This window comes from Arthrobacter sp. NPDC056886, from assembly GCF_042788715.1.
In the GTDB taxonomy this organism is placed as follows: domain Bacteria; phylum Actinomycetota; class Actinomycetes; order Actinomycetales; family Micrococcaceae; genus Arthrobacter.
In genome coordinates, this window is record NZ_JBHUBT010000009.1 from 44,977 (window position 1) to 62,775 (window position 17,799).

The following is a 17,799-nucleotide window of genomic DNA, read 5'->3' on the forward strand; positions in this document are numbered from 1 at the left end:
TGCCTGCCTGAGCCAGGAGCACGGAGCCTGTCAGCCGGACCACCCCTGTGCCCGCAACGCCTGGCGCACACGCACCAGCACCCAGGCCTCCCCGGCCCGAACATCTAGGTTGTTGAGCACAAGTTGCCGCCACCCCGCACCAACAGTGCGTTCGGTGCGGAGTGCGTCCGCCTGATGCTGGGCCGGCGTCAGGTGGTGTCCCCCGTCGTACTCAACCGCAAGCTTGTAGTCCGGGCACCCAAGGTCCACCCACAAAGGGAGTCCCTGCTCGTCGATCAGCACGAAATCCGGCTCGAAGCGCGGCAATCCGGAGCGGCCAAAGAGCAGGCGCAACCGTGTCTCGGGCGGTGAATCGACGCCCACCCGCACCAGCGTGAGTGCCTTCCGGAGCAATGGAAGACCGGCCGCGCGGCGCTGGCGTGCTGTGTAGTCCCGGAGCTCGGTCAGGGGAAGCTGCGCAGTTTTCGTGTGTGGCCAACGGAGATGTTCACACACCAGGCCGTCGGCAATGACCACGAGGTCCTCAAGGGTCAGGTGGCCGGTCCCGGCCAGGTCCAGCAGGGTCCGGGCCTCGCTCGTAACAGGCACCCCTGCACGGAGTACGACGTCGGAAGGGTCCAACGTCGCGCGGTGACCAACCACCCCCTTTCTGCGGGGAGCAGCGGATCCATTGCGGGTCAGGTGAAGCAGGCGGGCCGACGGCGGAAGGCGGGTCCCCCGCGCGTCTGGCATGCGGAAAGCGTGGATCTGGGCCGCGGAATAGAAACTTACGGCATCCGGCGGCCCGAGCTGCGTGTACGGCCGGGCCCGGGCGAGCAGGGACTGCCCCTGGTTTGCCGGGACCCTGATGCCGCGGCTGGGTACGTGGAGATCGCGAGCCTTGATCCGTCCCGGTGATAGGCCGTGGAGGCGGGCCTCGCCGATCGTGAAGGAACCTTCCGACAGTTCGGGAGGCAGGGGTTTAGCCGTGGCCATTGGACCATTAGGCCACATTGCGCATCCGCGCGTTCCCGGTTATCCACAGGCCGGCGCTCTGGTCCGAACGCTAGCAGGGTCATTTCCGTCGTGCGGGCAGGTCAGGGCGAATCCGTTCCCGGCATGCGCCCTGATCTGCCCTCGAGACGGCAGTGCTCCCTGCCGGGCCCATTGAAAGTGTCGGTGCCCCGTCATAGTCTCTCTGTGTCTCCACCCCACTTCTCCATGAAACACAGTCTTCATCAAACACCGTCTTCATCAAACACAGTCTTTACCAAGCACAGTCTTCATCAAACACAGAGCCCAGCGGCCGCGCAACGATGCCCGAACCGCCACAGAGAGCAGGAGCCTCATGCCTACACCCGACCACTCCAACGGCGCACCGTGCTGGATCGACCTCATGACATCCGATGCCGAGAAGGCCAAGTCGTTCTACGCGGCGCTGTTCGGTTGGACCTACCAGACCGGCGACGAAGCAAAATACGGCGGCTACATCACGGCCTGGAAGGACGGCAAGTCCGTGGCCGGCCTGATGCAGAAGCAGGCTGATCAGTCTGCCTGGCCGGACATGTGGTCCACGTACCTGCGCTCAGAGGACGCGGCCGCCACTGTCAAGGCCGCGACGGAGCACGGCGGCCAGGTCTACATGCAGCCCATGGACGTCCCCGAGCAGGGCAGCATGGCGATGATCGCCGATGCCACCGGCGCGTCGGTCGGCGTATGGCAGCCGGCTGAAATGAAGGGCTACGAGCTGGCGGCTGAGCCCGGCGCCCCGGCCTGGCACGAGCTCCACACCAAGGACTACGCCACCGCCGTCAAGTTCTATCAGGACGTGTTTGGCTGGGACACCGACGTCATGTCCGACACGCCGGAATTCCGCTACACCACACTGGGCGCAGGTCCGGCGGCCAAAGCCGGGATCATGGACGCTTCCGCCTACCTCCCGGCAGAGATCCCGTCCAACTGGCAGGTCTACTTCGCCGTTGCGGACACCGACGCCACGATCGCACAGGCCCTCTCCCTGGGCGCCAAGGTGATCGACGGTCCTGACGACACCCCGTTCGGCCGGCTCGCCACGCTGACCGACCCCACCGGCGCCATGTTCAAGATCGTAGCCGACACCGGGCAGGGCGATCAGCCCGCCACAGACGCCTAGCGGAGCGGACCCGGGAGGCTTCTCCCACCCAATTACAAAAATTGTTGTAAGAAATACCGGCCTGGCCCTTTCCCAAGGGCTACTGGCCGGTATTCTGCTGTGGAGCGTCCGGTGTAGGCACCCGGCCACCGCTCACCTGCAACACCAGTCACCGTTGCCCGGGGCTTTCGAGCCGCTCCGGGAAGGCTGCGGCGCGTCTCGCTGGGGGACGTCCCGCCGAATGCACGTCTAATCCATGCGTTGTTCATTCACCCCTGTTTGGATGGGCCCGGCTCGACTTGACCAGGAGTTCAGGCCGGCCACTGTCCGCTGCACCCTGCGGACGTACTGCACCCTGCCTTTTAACTGCACTGCCCCTTACCCGGGGCACCCTAATGAGAGTTAGAGCGGATGAAATTAACACCCTGGAAAACAGTGCTTGGCACAGGCTTGTCGGCGGCGCTCATAGCGGCTCCGCTGGCGGCAGTGCCGGCCAATGCCGTAGAGGCCACCCCGGCAGCAACCGGAACCTCACCGGTGGTCATCAACGAGGCCTACCTCAGCGGCGGCAGCGCCGGCGCTGCCTTCAAGAACAAGTTCGTCGAGCTCTACAACGGCTCCGATGAGCCGGTCTCGCTTGAGGGCTGGTCCGTCCAGTACCGCTCCGGCACCGGGCTCGGGGCGCCGAGCTCGGTGGCTGCCCTGACCGGGAGTATCCCCGCAAAGGGCTACTACCTGCTCAAGGGCGGCAGCAACGGCACTTCCGGCGCGGACCTGCCGGCCGCCGATGCCACCGCAACCGGCTTCAACCCGGCCGGGGCCGGCGGCACGATCGTGCTGGCCAGGCAGGCCGGTGCGCTCAACCCGCTGCCGACGGGCTCGGTCATTGAACCGGCCAACGTGGCCGACCTGCTCGGCTACGGCACCTCCAACACGTTCGAGTCCCGGGCGGCCGCCGCGCCGTCGGGCAATACCGACGTCAAGAGCCTGAACCGCAGCAACGGCGCGGACACCAACAACAACTTCGCTGACGCCACGCTCAACGCGGCCATCACGCCGAAGGCCGCCAATGGCACCGCCCCTGCTCCTGTCGACCCGCCCGTGGATCCGGACCCCGGGACTCCCCCGGCCGTCAAGACCATCGCCGAAATCCAGGGCAACGGCGCCGCGAGCCCGCTGGCCGGATCAGCGGTCACCACGCGCGGCAGGGTCACTGCCACGTTCCCCACCGGCGGCTTCGCCGGCTACTACGTCCAGACCCCCGGCACGGGCGGCGATCTCACCCCGGCCAACCACGCGGCGTCGGACGCTGTGTTCGTCTACTCGCCGTCCACAGTCGGCTCCGTCAGGATCGGCGACTACGTCGAACTCACCGGCGCAGTCAGCGAGTTCTTCGGCATGACCCAGCTGAACGTCGCTGCGCCGGCCGATCTGAAGAAGCTCACCGAGGCCGCCCCCGAGGTCAAGGCCACCGGCTTCGCCCTCCCCGCCGACGAGGCCTTCCGTGAGTCCCTCGAAGGCATGCTCCTCACCCCGCAGGGTCCGGTCACCGTGGCGGACAACTTCTCGCTGAACCAGTACGGCGAGATCGGCCTGGCCGGCGGCACCACCGCGCTGGAACAGCCCACCGCCGTCGCGCCCTTCGGCTCCGCGGAGTACACTGCCACGGTCGCGGCGAACGCCGCCCGCGGCATCAAGCTCGACGACGGCGCCACCACGAACTTCCTCAAGGATGCCGCCACCAAGGCCCAGGTGCTCCCGTACTTGACCACGGCCGATCACGTCCGGGTCGGTGCACCAGTGACGTTCAAAACCAACGTGGTGCTCAGCTACGCGAACAGCGCCTGGAAGTTCCAGCCCCTGACCCAACTGACGGCCGCCAATGCGGACACCGTGCAGCCGGCAAGCTTCGGCGCCACCCGCGCGGACACCCCGGCCGCCGTGGGCGGGAACCTGAAGCTCGCCTCCTTCAACGTGCTCAACTACTTCCCCACCACGGGCGACCAGGTGGCGGGCTGCACCTTCTACCCGGACCGGGACGGCAACCCCATCACCGTCAAGGGCGGCTGCGACGTCCGCGGCGCCGCGAACGCGGAGAACCTCAAGCGGCAGCAGGACAAGATCGTCGCCGCCATCTCCAAGTCCGGGGCCGACGTCGTCACCCTGATGGAGGTCGAAAACTCGGCCCAGTTCGGCAAGACCCGGGACGACGCGCTCGCCAAGCTGGTGGATGCGCTGAACATCGCCACGCCGGGGATCTGGGACTACGTCCGCACGCCCGCCAACGCTCCCCCGCTGGCCGACGAGGACATGATCCGCACCGCCTTCATCTACAAGAGGGCCGCCGCCGAACCGGTCGGCGAGTCCATCATCCACAACGACACGGTCGCTTTCGCCAGCGCCCGCAAGCCGATGGCCCAGGTCTTCAAGCCCGTGGGCGCCGCCGATGACAAGAAGTTCATTGCGATCGCCAACCACTTCAAGTCCAAGGGCTCCGCCGCCACCCCGGATGACACCGACAAGGGCCAGGGCGCCTCAAACCTCGCCCGCACCGCCCAGGCCAAGTCGCTGCTGGCGTTCTCCGACGAACTGCAGAAGTCCAAGGGAACCGACAAAGTTTTCCTGATCGGTGACTTCAACTCCTACGCCAAGGAGGACCCGATCAACGTCCTCACCGGCGCCGGGTACGTCAACCAGGACGAGAAGGCGAAGAACGCCGACGGTTCCGCCAAACATTCCTACCTGTTCGGGGGCCTCGTGGGCTCGCTGGACCACATCCTCGCCTCGCCGGCGGCCAACGCCGTCGTCACCGGCGCGGACATCTGGAACATCAACTCGGTGGAGTCCGTGGCCCTGGAGTACAGCCGCTACAACAACAACGTCACCGACTACTACGCCCCGGACCAGTTCCGCGCCAGCGACCACGATCCGGTGGTGGTGGGCCTGAACTTGCCCGTCACCCCGGCCAGCGTGGAGCTGAACTTCCTGGGCATCAACGACTTCCACGGCCGCATCGACTCCAACACTGTGTTCTTCGCGGGGACCATCGAGAAGCTGCGCGCCGCCGCCGCCCCGGGCGCCACGGCGTTCATTTCGGCCGGCGACAACATCGGCGCCTCCTTGTTCGCTTCGGCAGTGGCCAAGGACCAGCCGACCATCGACGTGCTTAACGCACTGGACCTGCGCACCTCCGCGGTGGGCAACCACGAGTTCGACGGCGGCTGGGCTGACCTGCGCGACCGCGTCACCGCCGGCGGGACCAACGCCAAGTTCCCGTACCTGGGCGCCAACGTCTATGCGAAAGGAACCACCACCCCGGTCCTGCCGGAATACGCGGTCCTGGACATGAACGGCGTCAAGGTGGCCGTGATCGGCACCGTCACGCAGGAAGTGCCCTCCCTGGTCACGCCCTCGGGCGTCGCGGACCTTGAGTTCGGCGATCCCGTCGACGCCATCAACCGGGTCGCGGCGAAGATCAAGGCGGACAAACTGGCGGACCTCATCATCGTGGAGAACCACGACGGCGCCGGGTCAGGCGCGCCCGACGGCGCCACTTTGGAGCAGGAGATCGCCGCCGGTGGCCCCTTCGCCAAGATGGTCCAGAAGGTCACCCCGGATGTTGCCGCGATCTTCAACGGCCACACCCACAAGCAGTACTCCTGGGACGCGCCCGTTCTGGATTCGGCGGGACAGCCCACCGGCAAGACCCGCCCGATCGTCCAGACCGGAAACTACGGCGAGTTCATCGGCCAGATCCAGCTGACGATCGACACCAAGACCATGTCGGTGACCGGCTACAAGGCCGGCAACGTCCAGCGCACCACCAGCGCCGCGCAACCGGCAGCCGATCTGGTGGCGCAGTACCCGCGGGTCGCGGCTGTGAAGACCATCGTGGACAAGGCCCTGGCCGACGCCGCCGTGGTCGGCAACCAGCCGGTCGGGAAGGTCACCGCGGATATCACCACGGCGTTCGCCGGTTCCCCGGCCGTGCGCGATGACCGGGCCAGCGAGTCCACCCTCGGCAACCTGGTGGCGGACTCCCTTGTGGATGCGCTGAAGGCGCCGGAACTCGGTGCCGCCGAAATCGGCGTCGTCAACCCGGGCGGTCTGCGCAATGAGCTGTACTACGCGCCCGACGGCACCATCACCTACGCCGAGGCCAACGCGGTGCTGCCGTTCGTGAACAACCTGTGGACCACGTCCCTCACCGGCGCCCAGTTCAAGACCCTGCTGGAGCAGCAGTGGCAGACCAACACGGACGGCACGGTCCCCAGCCGCGCGTACCAGCAGCTGGGCCTGTCCAAGAACGTGAACTACACCTACGACGCCGCCCGCGCCGCCGGTGACCGGATCACCTCGATCCGGGTCAACGGTGCAGTGATTGACCCGGCGAAGTCCTACCGGATCGGGACGTTCAACTTCCTGGCCACCGGTGGCGACAACTTCCGCATCTTCAAGGAAGGCGCAGGCACCAAGGACTCAGGGCTGGTGGATCGCGATGCCTGGATCAAGTACTTGCAGACCCACAACCCGGTCTCTCCCGACTTTGCCCGACGCTCCGTGGCCGTGGTGAACACGACGGCGGCCGAGGTCAAGGGCGGGGAATCCATCACCCTGGCGGTTTCGAAGCTGGATCTCACCTCGCTGGGCAGCCCGGTGAACGCCTCGCTGCGTGCCGAGTTCACCGATGCTGCGGGTACCGTGACGCCCCTTGGCACGGTACCGGTGAGCGCCGGCGCCGCCAACGTGGCTGTGAAGGTTCCGGCCGGGGCCGCCGCCGGCACGGGCACTTTGGTGCTCACCGCCGTCGAATCCGGCACCGTGGTGAAAGCGTCCGTGTTGGTCGCAGCCAGCGTCCCCGTCCCGCCGAAGTGCACGCCTCCGGTCAAGCCGACAAGGCCCGCCGACGTCGTGGGTCAGGTGAACTACGGGACGGCCATGGCTGCCTACCGGAAATGCCTCAAGGGCTGATGCCTTAGCCCGGACTGCCTAGCCGCACACCACGGCACATGCCCTCCCTTGGCCCGCAGCAGTGGACATAAGCACCATGTGTCCATTGCCCGGCCCCAAGGGAGGGCATGTCCATTTTTCAGCTGCGGGTACTCCGGAGGGCATGTCCATTCTTGGCCCGCAGCACCGGACATAAGCACCTTCTGTCCACTGTCCGGCCCCAAGGGAGGGCATGTCCATTTTTCGGAGGCGGGCGGACCACTGGGCATGCCCATTTTCCGAGGCGCGCGAACCACTGGGCATGTCCATTCTTGGCCCGCAGCACCGGACATAAGCACCTTCTGTCCACTGCCCGGCCCCAAGGGAGGGCATGTCCATTTTGCGACGCGGGCTAACCACGGGGCATGCCCATTTTTGAGAGGCGGGTGAGGGCGGGCTAGTGGGCCAGGATGTCGCGGGCGATCTCGTCGGCGTCGCGGAGGGTGCGCTGGCCGCTGCGGTAGACGGGGCCCGATTTCGGCCGGGCCTCGGCGGCGATGGCCGTGCCCCATTGCGTGGCGGAGAGCTGGAGCCCCAGCACGTACAGTCCCGGCGTCACGGACCCGTTGGCGCCCAGCGGCCGATACGGGTGCGGGACGACGTCCAGCCCGGAAGTCTCCACCGGGGTTCCCTCCACGGTCATCATGAGGCGCGGCCGCACCATTCCCTCGGCGAGCAACTGTTCCAGCAGAGGCGAGGAATTGACGGCGACCCGGTTGGCCGGTGCCAGCGCCTCAATCATCGCCGCCGCGGACACCGCACCCGGCACGGCGCTCTCGGTCCGCGCCCTCGCCGAGCCCGGACCCCGAACAGCCGCGCTCCGCAGACCGGCGCCGCCCACGGCGCCGCCAGCGGAACCCCCGGCAACAGCACCGACAGTGCCCACGCCGACACGGTCCAGTCCGACACCGTACATCCCGGCATCCTCTGACCCCTCGCCCACGGTCTCATCCGTTTGGCCGCCCACCCAGGGCGACGCCGCGGTGAACGTCCGGGCCCGGCGGTCCACGCCGAACTTGGGGTCCGGGCCCACGAAGCGTACGACTCCGGCCCGAGCCAGCGCCGCGAGCTGCGCGGCCCGCAACGCCGGCGGCCCGCTCGCCAGGCCTTCCACGAAGGATTCGAACCAGCCGCGGAGGCCCGCGACCCAGGATTCGTCCGTGATGCCGCTGTCGGCCACTGCCGTTTTGAGTACCGCCCGGCCGTGGTGCAGCGCGCCGATCGCCATCTTCACGGGGTCGTCCTCGCCAAGTGCCGAGCGCCGGGCGTCGTCGAGCAGGTAGTCCACGACGGCGGCGTCCAGTTCAGTCCGGGAGCCAAACGTTCGCCGGGCCAGGGGCGCGGCGAGACCGAGCAGGTCCAGACGGTGGGCTGCCCGGACATGGACGGAAATCACTGATTCCGCGGCGTTCTCCCACTTCGCGGTCGAATGAGCGTGCGGCCGCAGGGCCTCCTCCAGGGCGCGCAGGAACTCGGCCGGCCCGGTCAGGATGGCATCAGGCTGCGAGCGCGCGAGGGTCGAGTAGTAGGCCCAGATCGCGTCCCGGTGCAGCAGCGGCCAGAGGTCGAAGTCGAATGAGGGCCGGATTCCGGATTCGGCGAACTTCGCGATCGCGTCCTCGGTGCAGTACCGCAGCTGGACCTCGCCCGGGTAGTAGCCGGCGAGCGTCGCCTTCGCCCGGTACGGGGTTCCGCGGCGCGAGGCGGCGATGATGAGCGGCTCGCGGCCGGATGGCAGGTACGTCAGTTCAGCGTTGCTTTCCCCGGCAACGAACCGGCCGCCGCGCCCTTCCGTCAGCTGTCCCATCACGTCGAAGAAGTTCAGGCCCATGCCGCGCACCAAGACAGGTTTTCCGCCCGGCACCACGGACCAGTCGACGTCGGCGGGTGCCGCCGGCGGGACGTACAGGAGTCCGAGTTCCTCCGCAGCGGAGAGCAGCTCCCGCTGTTCGGCGTTCAGCCGCGCGTCCAGATGGCCCATGGCCAAGACCACGGAGTCGACGGTCAGCACCGTCCCGTCGTCGAGCACGACGTTGAACCGCACCGAAGATTCGTCCGGGGCGCCGGCCACCGGATTGACCGGCTCTGAGGCGGCATGACGGACGGACGTCGCCCTCGCCTGGTGGAAGTCCACGCTGACGCCGGCCGGCAGCACGGTGAGCAGTTCCTCGAGGGTGGACCGCAGGTAACGGCCGTACAGGGCCCGGCTGGGGAAGTCCGCCTCACTGAGCCCGGACACCTCGCCGCGTTCCTCGTCAGTGAGTGCTGGCCGCGGGTGGCTTTGCTGGAGTTCGCGCCACTGGTCGAACGTGTGCCCGGCAAGTGGCGGCGCGAGTTCCGGGTCCTCGGGAACCACGGTGGGATAGAAGGATTGTGTGTTCATCAGGTACAGCCGCGACTGCCCGGGCTGCCAGACGTGCCCCGGGCCCGCCGGGTAAGGGTCGATCACGTCGATGTGCAGGGTTCCCGCGGACCCGGCCGAGGCCCAATTGGCCAGGAGCCGTTCCAGCACGCTCGTGCCCCGGGGACCGGCGCCTATCACTGCCGTCCGGATGCTTCGCGATATGCCCACGGCATCCAGCGTATCGGCAACCTGGCCGCTGGCTTGACGCCGGCGTGACTTGCTACTGCCGCACCGATGTTCTTGGATTGACAAATGACCACCACAGAAGCTGATCACCCATCCGCGTCCGGCCAAGCCAGCGGCGCCCTCCCGGCGGCAGGAACATCCCCCGAACCCGTCGACGAGAACATCTGGCTGGAGGACATCTACGGCCAGGAGCAGCTGGCGTGGGTCCGTGAGCAGAATGCCCGCACCGAAGAGCTCCTCGAGGATGCCGAATACGCCGCCCTGGAAGGCAGCATCCTGGAGGTCCTCGACTCCACCGACCGGATCCCCATGGTGGGCAAGCACGGCGAGTGGTATTACAACTTTTGGAAGGACCGGGACAACCCCAAGGGCCTGTGGCGGCGAACCAGCTGGGACAGCTACCGGGCAGGGACTCCCGCGTGGGATGTCCTGCTGGACGTCGACGCCCTCGCCGCTGCCGAGGGCCAGGACTGGGTCTTCCACGGCGCCAACTTCCTCCGTCCGGCCCCGGGTGAACCGCACCGGCGGGCCCTGCTGGCCTTCTCGCCCGACGGCGGGGACGCGAACCGCCACCGGGAGTTCGACGTCGAGGCCCGCGGCTTCGTGGACCCGGCCGACGGCGGCTTCGACCTCCCGACCGGCAAGGGCAACGCCTCCTGGCTGGACGGGGACACCCTGCTCGTCGCCACCACCGCCCAGGACCTGCCACGGACCACCTCGTCCTATGCCCGGACCGGCGTGAAGCTGCACCGGGGCGCTTCCCTGGCGCAGGCCGAGCAGATTTTCGAGATTCCCGAGGACCACATGATGGCGATCGTGGCCCATGACTCCACTCCGGGCTTCGAACGCACATTCGCCGTCGACTGGATCAGCTTCTTTGAAAAGAACACCTCCGTGCTGCGTAACGGCGGGTGGGTACAGATTGACGTGCCCGCAGACGTGAACCTGAGCTCGCACCGCGAGTGGCTCCTATTCCGCCCGCAGCGTGACTGGACGGTCAATGGCACCACGCACCCGGCGGGTTCCCTGCTCGCGGCCGGCTTCGAGGACTTCCTCGCCGGCTCCCGGGACCTCGCCGTGCTCTTCACGCCCGATCCGCACACCTCACTGCAGTCCTGGAGCTGGACGCGGGACTTCCTGCTGCTGAATCTGCTCCGGGATGTTTCCTCGGAAATCCACGTCCTGGATCCGCGGCGCCCGGGGACGGACGCCGCGTGGGAGGCCACCATGCTGGACGCCTGCCCGCCCCTGCACGACGTCAATGCCTTCGCGGTGGATGACGAAGACGACGCCGAAGGCTCGGACGACGACGGCACCGGCGTCGCCGCCTCAGTGGCCGAGGGCGAGGCCCCGGGAGCAGGGAACGACTTCTGGCTCGTGGCCACCGGCTTCACGACGCCCACCACCCTGACCCGCGGGACCCTCGCACGCGACGGCCGCTCCGTAACTAGCACGCACGAGGTGATCCGGACCTCGCCGTCGTTCTTCAACGAGGCCGACTATGAAGTCCAGCAGCACTTCGCCGTCTCCAGCGACGGGACGAAGGTGCCGTACTTCCAGGTTGCCGCCAAGGACCTGGTACTGGACGGCCAGAACCCCACCCAGCTGTCCGGCTACGGCGGCTTCGAGATTTCGCGGACTCCTGCGTACAGCGGCGCGATCGGCCGGGCCTGGCTGCAGCGGCGGACCGCGGAGTCCAGCGGCGCCGAGGGTGAGGCCCCCCACCGCCGCGGCGGCGTCTACGTGGTGGCGAACATCCGCGGCGGCGGCGAATACGGGCCGGCCTGGCACCGCGCCGCGCTGCAGGACAACCGCCACCGCGCCTACGAGGACTTCGCCGCCGTGGCGAAGGACCTGATCTCCCGCGGTGTCACGTCCCGAGAGCGGCTCGGCTGCGTGGGCGGCTCCAACGGCGGACTGTTGGTGGGCAACATGCTCACCCAGTACCCGGACCTGTTCGGCGCCGTGTCCTGCGGGGTCCCGCTCCTGGACATGCGCCGGTACACCAAACTGTCGGCCGGCTATTCCTGGATCGGCGAATACGGTGACCCCGATGTCCCGGAGCAGTGGGAATTCCTGAGGACGTTCTCCCCGTACCACCTGCTCAAAGACGGCGTGGACTACCCGGAGACCTTTATCTGGACGGCCACCTCGGATGACCGGGTAGGCCCGGTCCAGGCACGGAAGATGGCGGCCCGCATGCAGGCCATGGGCATCCCCAATGTCTGGTTCCACGAAGCCCTCGAGGGCGGCCACGCGGGTGCCTCAGACAACCGGCAGGCTGCTGCCCTGCAGAGCCGCAGCCAGCATTTCCTGTGGCGTGCCCTGGCCGGCCGGGAGGCCTGATCCAGAAGCCCCGGAAGCGGCACGCAACACGGGGTCACGGCGCGCCGATCCGGCGCCCGTCATGGGCCGGGAGTGACCCCGCGAAGTCCCGGGCGGGCCGTTTTGCACTGCGTGGCACCTTCTGCGTATCCTTGGTTGGCTAGTTAATAGCAATTGGAGACGTGCCAGAGCGGCCGAATGGGCTTCACTGCTAATGAAGTGTGGGGCACAACTCCACCGGGGGTTCAAATCCCCCCGTCTCCGCGTTTGGCCCCGGTCCTTGGACCGGGGCCTTTTGCGTTCCCGGGCACTCCGGCTCCGGAGCCTGGCCTCGCCCGCGCCGAGCCTGCTCCCGGGCAGATCAGGGCGGACCGGCGTCGTTCATCCGCCCTGATCTGCCCGGGAGACGCTTGAGAGGCGCTGCGACGCCGCTGGCACCGGCACCGGCCGGCAGCCAGCCCGGCTCCCGTCCGGTGGCCGGACGCCTCGCGCCCGCCGGCGGATCCGGATGGCAGGATAGGCCCATGTCGAGCAACAAGGAATTTGACGCCATCATCGTCGGCGGCGGCCACAACGGCCTGGCCGCGGCCGCGTATCTGGCCAAGGCCGGGCGTGAGGTCCTGGTCCTCGAAAAGCTGGAGCACCCCGGCGGCGCCGCGGTATCCGCGCACGCGTTCGACGGCGTCGACGCCCGCCTCTCGCGCTACTCGTACCTCGTCAGCCTCCTGCCCCAGCAGATCATCAAGGACCTCGGCCTGCGCATCACGCTGGCGCGGCGGCGCTATTCCTCCTACACCCCGGACCCCGCGGACGGCAGCCGGGCCCTGCTGGTGGACAACGGGGACGAGGCCGCCACCGCGGCGTCCTTCGCGGCAGTCGGGGCGCCCGACGGCGAATTCCAGGCCTTCACCGCTTTCTACGCCGCCTGCCGGCAGCTCACCGAGGCGCTCTGGCCCACCATGACCTCGCCGCTGCTTCCGCGGTCCGAAGCGCGGTCCCTCGCCGCCCGGGCCGGCGCCGCCGAGGCGTGGGAGGCCATGATCGAACATCCCATCGGGCAGGCCATCAGCACGGAACTGGGCAACGATCTGGTCCGCGGCGTGGTGCTGACGGATGCGCTGATCGGGACCTTCGCCCGGGCCGACGACGAGGACCTGCAACAAAACATCTGCTTCCTCTACCACCTGATCGGCGGCGGGACGGGCGACTGGGACGTGCCGGTCGGCGGCATGGGCGCGGTGTCCGGCGAGCTGGAGCGGGCCGCCCGCGACGCCGGCGCGACCATCCTGACCTCCGCGGACGTCACTGCGGTCCGGCCCGGCGGCGTCGTGGACTACCGCCACGATGGCCAAGACCACTCGTCTTCCGCCCGGTGGGTGCTGTCCAATGTGGCGCCGGCCGTCCTCGACCGATTGCGCAGCCGGCCTGCCGCCGACGCCACTTCCGACGCCGCCGGCAACCCGAACCATCGCCGCGAGGGCGCCCAGGTCAAGGTCAATCTGCTGCTCAAGCGGCTCCCCCGGCTGCTGGATGGGTCCGTCAGCCCGGAGGCCGCCTTCGGCGGGACATTCCACATCAACGAGACGTGGTCCCAGCTCGACACCGCCTACGGCACGGCCACCGCCGGATCAGTGCCCTCGCCGCTGCCGTGCGAAATCTACTGCCATTCGCTGACGGACCCCAGCATCCTGTCCCCGGAACTGCAGGCAGCCGGCGCCCAGACGCTGACCGTCTTTGGCCTGCACGTCCCGGACCGGCTGGTCACGGCCGAGAACAACGAGGACCGCCGCGCCGAACTGCAGGCGGCCGTCCTGGCCTCGCTGAACTCCGTGCTGGCGGAGCCGATTGAGGACCTGCTCCTGGCGGATCCGGACGGGCAGCCCTGCATCGAAACCAAGACCACCTTGGACATTGAGCGCGCCGTCGGCATGCCGCGGGGCAACATTTTCCACGGCGGCCTCGACTGGCCGTTTGTGGAGGACGGCGAACCGCTGGACACCCCGGCGCGCCGCTGGGGCGTCGCGACGGACGATCCGCAGATCCTGCTCTGTGGCTCCGGCGCCCGCCGCGGCGGCGCCGTCAGTGCCATCGGCGGTCACAACGCCGCCATGGCCGTGCTGGAATCGGAACCACCCCGCCGCAATGGGTGAACCGGAACTCGGAGAAACGCGAATGAAGGCCTCCCCGCGCAGCGCCGTCCCGGCCGGGGGCAGCTGGAGCCCGCGGCTGGCGCTCTTGGTGGCCGCAACGTTCTTCATGGAATTCCTCGACGGGACCGTCCTGACCACGGCCATACCCAGCATCGCCGCGGATTTCTCCGTGCCGGCCGCCGACGTCAACATCACCATGACGGCGTACCTGATGACGGTGGCGATGGGCATCCCGCTCAGCAGCTGGCTCGCGGAGCGGCTCGGTGCGCGCCGGGTTTTCTGCCCCGCCATCGCGATCTTCACGGCCGCGTCGCTGCTCTGCGCGCTCAGCCAGGACCTCACCATGCTAACCCTGAGCCGCGTCCTGCAGGGTGCCGGCGGCGCCATGATGGTCCCCGTGGGCACGCTGGTGGTGCTTCGCGGAACCCCGAAAAAGGACCTGCTGCGGGCCACCGCCTTCCTGGTATGGCCTGGTCTGCTTGCCCCGGTCCTTGCCCCGCTCGTGGGCGGAGCGCTCACCACGTACCTGTCCTGGCACTGGATCTTCCTGGTCAACCTCCCCCTGGGCCTGGCGGCGTTCCTGGCCGCGCTGCGCCTGGTCCCCGCAGTGGGCGGCGACAGCACGCGGCGCCTCGACTGGATCGGCCTGGCCCTGACTACGCTCGGGGTGGGCTCCCTGCTGGTCGGTCTGGAACTGATCGGCGGCCGGGACGCCGGGCTGCTGGCAGCCGCGGGGATCGTGGCGGGCCTGCTGTTCCTGACCGCCGCCGCGGCCTGGATGCGACGGACCAGCACACCGCTGTTCAATTTGTCCGTCTTCGGCGCACGGACGTTCCGCGCGACGGCGACGGGCGGATTTGTGTACCGCCTGACCATCAGCGCCGTCCCGTTCCTGCTGCCGCTGATGTTCCAGGCCGGCTTCGGCTGGGACCCGCTGCGCGCCGGGGCGATGGTGTCCGCCGTGTTCGTGGGAAACATCGGGATTAAGCCCGCCACCACGCCCCTGATCCGGCGCTTCGGTTTCAAACCCGTTCTGGTGTTCGCGTCGCTGGCCTCCGCGGCCACATTTGCGCTATGCGCACTGCTCAGCGCCGCCACGCCGGAACCGCTGATTGTCGCCGTGCTGGTGGCCAGCGGAGCGTTCCGCTCGATCGGATTCTCGGCCTACGCATCCGTCCAGTACGCCGACGTCGCCCCGGCCCAGCTGCCGTCCGCCAACGCCGTCTCCGCCACGCTCGTGCAGCTCTCCACCGCGGCAGGAATCGCTGTCGGCGCGCTCCTGCTGCGGGTCTTCGAGGCAAGCAGCCAGGCCGCAGGAGCCACCGGTGTCGCGGCCGGTCTCGCCACAGGCGATCCGGCGGCGCCGTACCGGGCAGCGTTCGTGGCCATCACGGTCCTGATGCTGCTGAGCACGCTGGACAGCCTGGCCCTCCCCCGCCACGCCGGCGCGGAGGTCAGCCGGCCTGGCCCAGCACCAACGGCAGAACGGCGCCGGCCCCCGCGAGCCTGAGGGCCCGCCCGGAGATGGTCAGGGTCCAGCGGCTGTCCACGAGGTCGTCCACAAGCATGACGCTCTGGCCACGGATTCCCGCCAGGGCCTCCTCCAGCTCCGGGCCCACCACCAGGCGGTCCCAGACTCCGGCGAGCCTATAGGCGCTGTTCCCGCCGCGGCCGCCGGTAGGTCCGCCGTGGTTGAGCTGCAGCTGGCCAAGATACGGGATGCGGCCGATCTCGGAGATCCCGCGGGCCAGGGAGTCCACCAGCAGCGGCTTCCCGCGGGAGGGCAGGCTGATGATCGCGGCCGGCCGGCCGGCCCCGCTCCAGCCCGGGGTCCGGGCATCTGCCGTGCCCCATTCCCGGAGCACCTGGACGCATGCCTGCAGCATGCCAGGGTCCACGGCCCGGTCCGGCGCACCGGCGGCGAACGCCTCGCGCAGGGCACCGCCCCAGCCAAGGTCTGTCAGGCGCGCCAGCACCCGGCCGTCGGCGAGTGCTTCATCCGGCTTGATCTTTCCCTTGACCGGCACGCCCAGGCGGTCCATGCCGCTGGGCCACTGCAGCCGCGGTTCAAGCACGACGCCGGCCCGGCGGAGGGTCTGCCCGGCAGCCTCCGTGGCGTCCTCGGCGATGTCAGCCCGGAACCAGCGGCCGGCGCAGTTGTCACAGCGGCCGCAGGCGCGGGCAGTTTCGTCGTCCAGCACCGAGGTGATGTATTCCATCCGGCAGCCGGCAGTGTCCTGGTAGATGACCATCGAGTCCTGCTCATCCACCCGGGCCTCGGCGATTCGGCTGTACCGCTCGGCGTCGTAATTCCACGGCTGTCCCGTGGAGCGCCAGCCGCCGCCGACGCGTTCGACGGCGCCGTCCACGGCCAGGACCTTCAACAGCAGCTCCAGCGGGGTGCGGCGCAGGTCCACCCGGGCCTCAAGCGCCACCGTGGACACCGCGGTTCCGGCCTCGGCCAGGGCTGTCAGGACGGCGGCGGCTTTTTCCTCGGACGGCATGGACGCGGTGGCAAAGTACTGCCAGATGTCGCGGTCCTCCGATCCGGGCAGCAGCAGGACGTCGGCGTTCGCCGCGCCACGCCCGGCGCGGCCCACCTGCTGGTAGTACGCCACCGGCGAGGACGGTGCGCCAAGGTGCACCACGAAGCCGAGGTCCGGCTTGTCGAAGCCCATGCCAAGCGCGGACGTGGCCACGAGCGCCTTGACCTGGTTGTCTTTCAGGAGCTGCTCGGCGCGTTCCCGGTCCGCGGGGTCCGTGCGGCCGGTGTAGGCGAGCACCTCGTGCCCCGCTTCGGCCAGGAGGCGGGCAGTGTCCTCAGCCGCCGAGACGGTCAGGGTGTAAATGATGCCGCTGCCCTGCAAATCCTGCAGGTGGGTCAGCAGCCAGCCCAGCCGTTCACGGGAATCGGGCAGGGTCAGGACCCCCAGGCGGAGCGAATCCCGGCCCAGGGCGCCCCGGATGGTGAGCACGTCCTTGCCGAGCTGCTCCTCGATGTCATGCACCACCCGGGAATTGGCCGTGGCGGTGGTGGCGAGCACCGGCACGGTGTCCGGCAGCTGCGTGATGAGATCCGCGATGCGCCGGTAATCGGGGCGGAAGTCGTGGCCCCAGTCCGAGATGCAGTGGGCCTCGTCAATGACCAGCAGCCCGGTCCGGCGCACGAGCTCGGGGAGCTGGTTCTCCCGGAAAGACGGGTTGGTGAGGCGTTCCGGCGAAACCAACAGGACGTCCACTTCATCGGCGGCGAGCTGCTCGCGGACGGTGTCCCACTCCAACTGGTTCGCCGAGTTGATGGCCACCGCCCGCACCCCGGCCCGCGCCGCGGCGGCGACCTGGTCGCGCATGAGCGCCAGCAGCGGGGACACAATCAGGGTGGGGCCGGCGCCGCGGCGGCGCAGCAGCAGGGAGGCGACGAAATACACGGCCGACTTCCCCCAGCCGGTGCGCTGCACCACCAGGGCCCGCCTGCCGCCGTCGACCAGGGCCTCAATGGCCTCGAACTGGCCGTCATGGAACTGCGCCTCGGGGTGGCCCACGAGCTCGCGCAGCACGGTCTGGGCCTGTTCCCGGGTGGAGGCTGTGGGGTTGGCGAGGGCGGTGCTGGAAAGGGCGTTCTGGTTACTGGCCAT

General features: G+C 68.8%; 8 protein-coding genes and 1 tRNA gene. 6 read left to right on the plus strand and 3 right to left on the minus strand.

Features of this window, described 5'->3' with window-relative positions; all coding sequences use genetic code 11:
- Positions 1 to 30 precede the first annotated feature (30 nt).
- Entirely contained in the window at positions 31 to 975 is a 945-nt protein-coding gene (locus tag ACFRJ8_RS16055; protein ID WP_377987147.1) for an endonuclease domain-containing protein, read from the minus strand.
- Between the two features lie 352 nt (positions 976 to 1,327).
- Here ACFRJ8_RS16055 and ACFRJ8_RS16060 point away from each other — a divergent pair, with 352 nt between their 5' ends.
- Entirely contained in the window at positions 1,328 to 2,131 is an 804-nt protein-coding gene (locus tag ACFRJ8_RS16060; RefSeq protein WP_377987148.1) for a VOC family protein, read from the plus strand.
- Between the two features lie 390 nt (positions 2,132 to 2,521).
- The gene (locus tag ACFRJ8_RS16065; protein ID WP_377987149.1) at positions 2,522 to 7,081 is read left to right on the plus strand and encodes an ExeM/NucH family extracellular endonuclease; all 4,560 of its coding nucleotides are present in this window, start codon (positions 2,522 to 2,524) and stop codon (positions 7,079 to 7,081) included.
- Positions 7,082 to 7,496: 415 nt separating this feature from the next.
- Here ACFRJ8_RS16065 and ACFRJ8_RS16070 read toward each other — a convergent pair whose 3' ends face one another.
- Positions 7,497 to 9,671, minus strand: a complete 2,175-nt coding sequence (locus tag ACFRJ8_RS16070) for an FAD/NAD(P)-binding protein (protein WP_377987150.1) — start codon at positions 9,669 to 9,671, stop codon at positions 7,497 to 7,499.
- Between the two features lie 84 nt (positions 9,672 to 9,755).
- Here ACFRJ8_RS16070 and ACFRJ8_RS16075 point away from each other — a divergent pair, with 84 nt between their 5' ends.
- From ACFRJ8_RS16075 to ACFRJ8_RS16090, 4 genes are all read left to right on the plus strand, one after another.
- Positions 9,756 to 12,035, plus strand: a complete 2,280-nt coding sequence (locus ACFRJ8_RS16075; protein WP_377987151.1) for a prolyl oligopeptidase family protein — start codon at positions 9,756 to 9,758, stop codon at positions 12,033 to 12,035.
- A gap of 155 nt (positions 12,036 to 12,190) precedes the next feature.
- Positions 12,191 to 12,278: transfer RNA gene (locus ACFRJ8_RS16080), tRNA-Ser, on the plus strand.
- Between the two features lie 260 nt (positions 12,279 to 12,538).
- Entirely contained in the window at positions 12,539 to 14,164 is a 1,626-nt protein-coding gene (locus ACFRJ8_RS16085; protein ID WP_377987152.1) for a phytoene desaturase family protein, read from the plus strand.
- A gap of 22 nt (positions 14,165 to 14,186) precedes the next feature.
- Positions 14,187 to 15,674, plus strand: a complete 1,488-nt coding sequence (locus ACFRJ8_RS16090) for an MFS transporter (protein ID WP_377987153.1) — start codon at positions 14,187 to 14,189, stop codon at positions 15,672 to 15,674.
- Here ACFRJ8_RS16090 and ACFRJ8_RS16095 read toward each other — a convergent pair.
- Complete coding sequence (locus ACFRJ8_RS16095; protein WP_377987154.1) at positions 15,619 to 17,799, minus strand: RecQ family ATP-dependent DNA helicase; 2,181 nt, start codon at positions 17,797 to 17,799, stop codon at positions 15,619 to 15,621. The genes ACFRJ8_RS16090 and ACFRJ8_RS16095 overlap by 56 nt on opposite strands.

What these genes read in the sequence shown, in the direction of transcription:
- ACFRJ8_RS16055 (WP_377987147.1), bottom strand. Translation starts at nt 975, where the DNA reads ATGGCCACGGCTAAACCCCTGCCTCCCGAACTGTCGGAAGGTTCCTTC.
- ACFRJ8_RS16060 (WP_377987148.1), top strand. Translation starts at nt 1,328, where the DNA reads ATGCCTACACCCGACCACTCCAACGGCGCACCGTGCTGGATCGACCTC.
- ACFRJ8_RS16065 (WP_377987149.1), top strand. Translation starts at nt 2,522, where the DNA reads ATGAAATTAACACCCTGGAAAACAGTGCTTGGCACAGGCTTGTCGGCG.
- ACFRJ8_RS16075 (WP_377987151.1), top strand. Translation starts at nt 9,756, where the DNA reads ATGACCACCACAGAAGCTGATCACCCATCCGCGTCCGGCCAAGCCAGC.
- ACFRJ8_RS16085 (WP_377987152.1), top strand. Translation starts at nt 12,539, where the DNA reads ATGTCGAGCAACAAGGAATTTGACGCCATCATCGTCGGCGGCGGCCAC.
- ACFRJ8_RS16090 (WP_377987153.1), top strand. Translation starts at nt 14,187, where the DNA reads ATGAAGGCCTCCCCGCGCAGCGCCGTCCCGGCCGGGGGCAGCTGGAGC.
- ACFRJ8_RS16095 (WP_377987154.1), bottom strand. Translation starts at nt 17,799, where the DNA reads ATGGCCAGTAACCAGAACGCCCTTTCCAGCACCGCCCTCGCCAACCCC.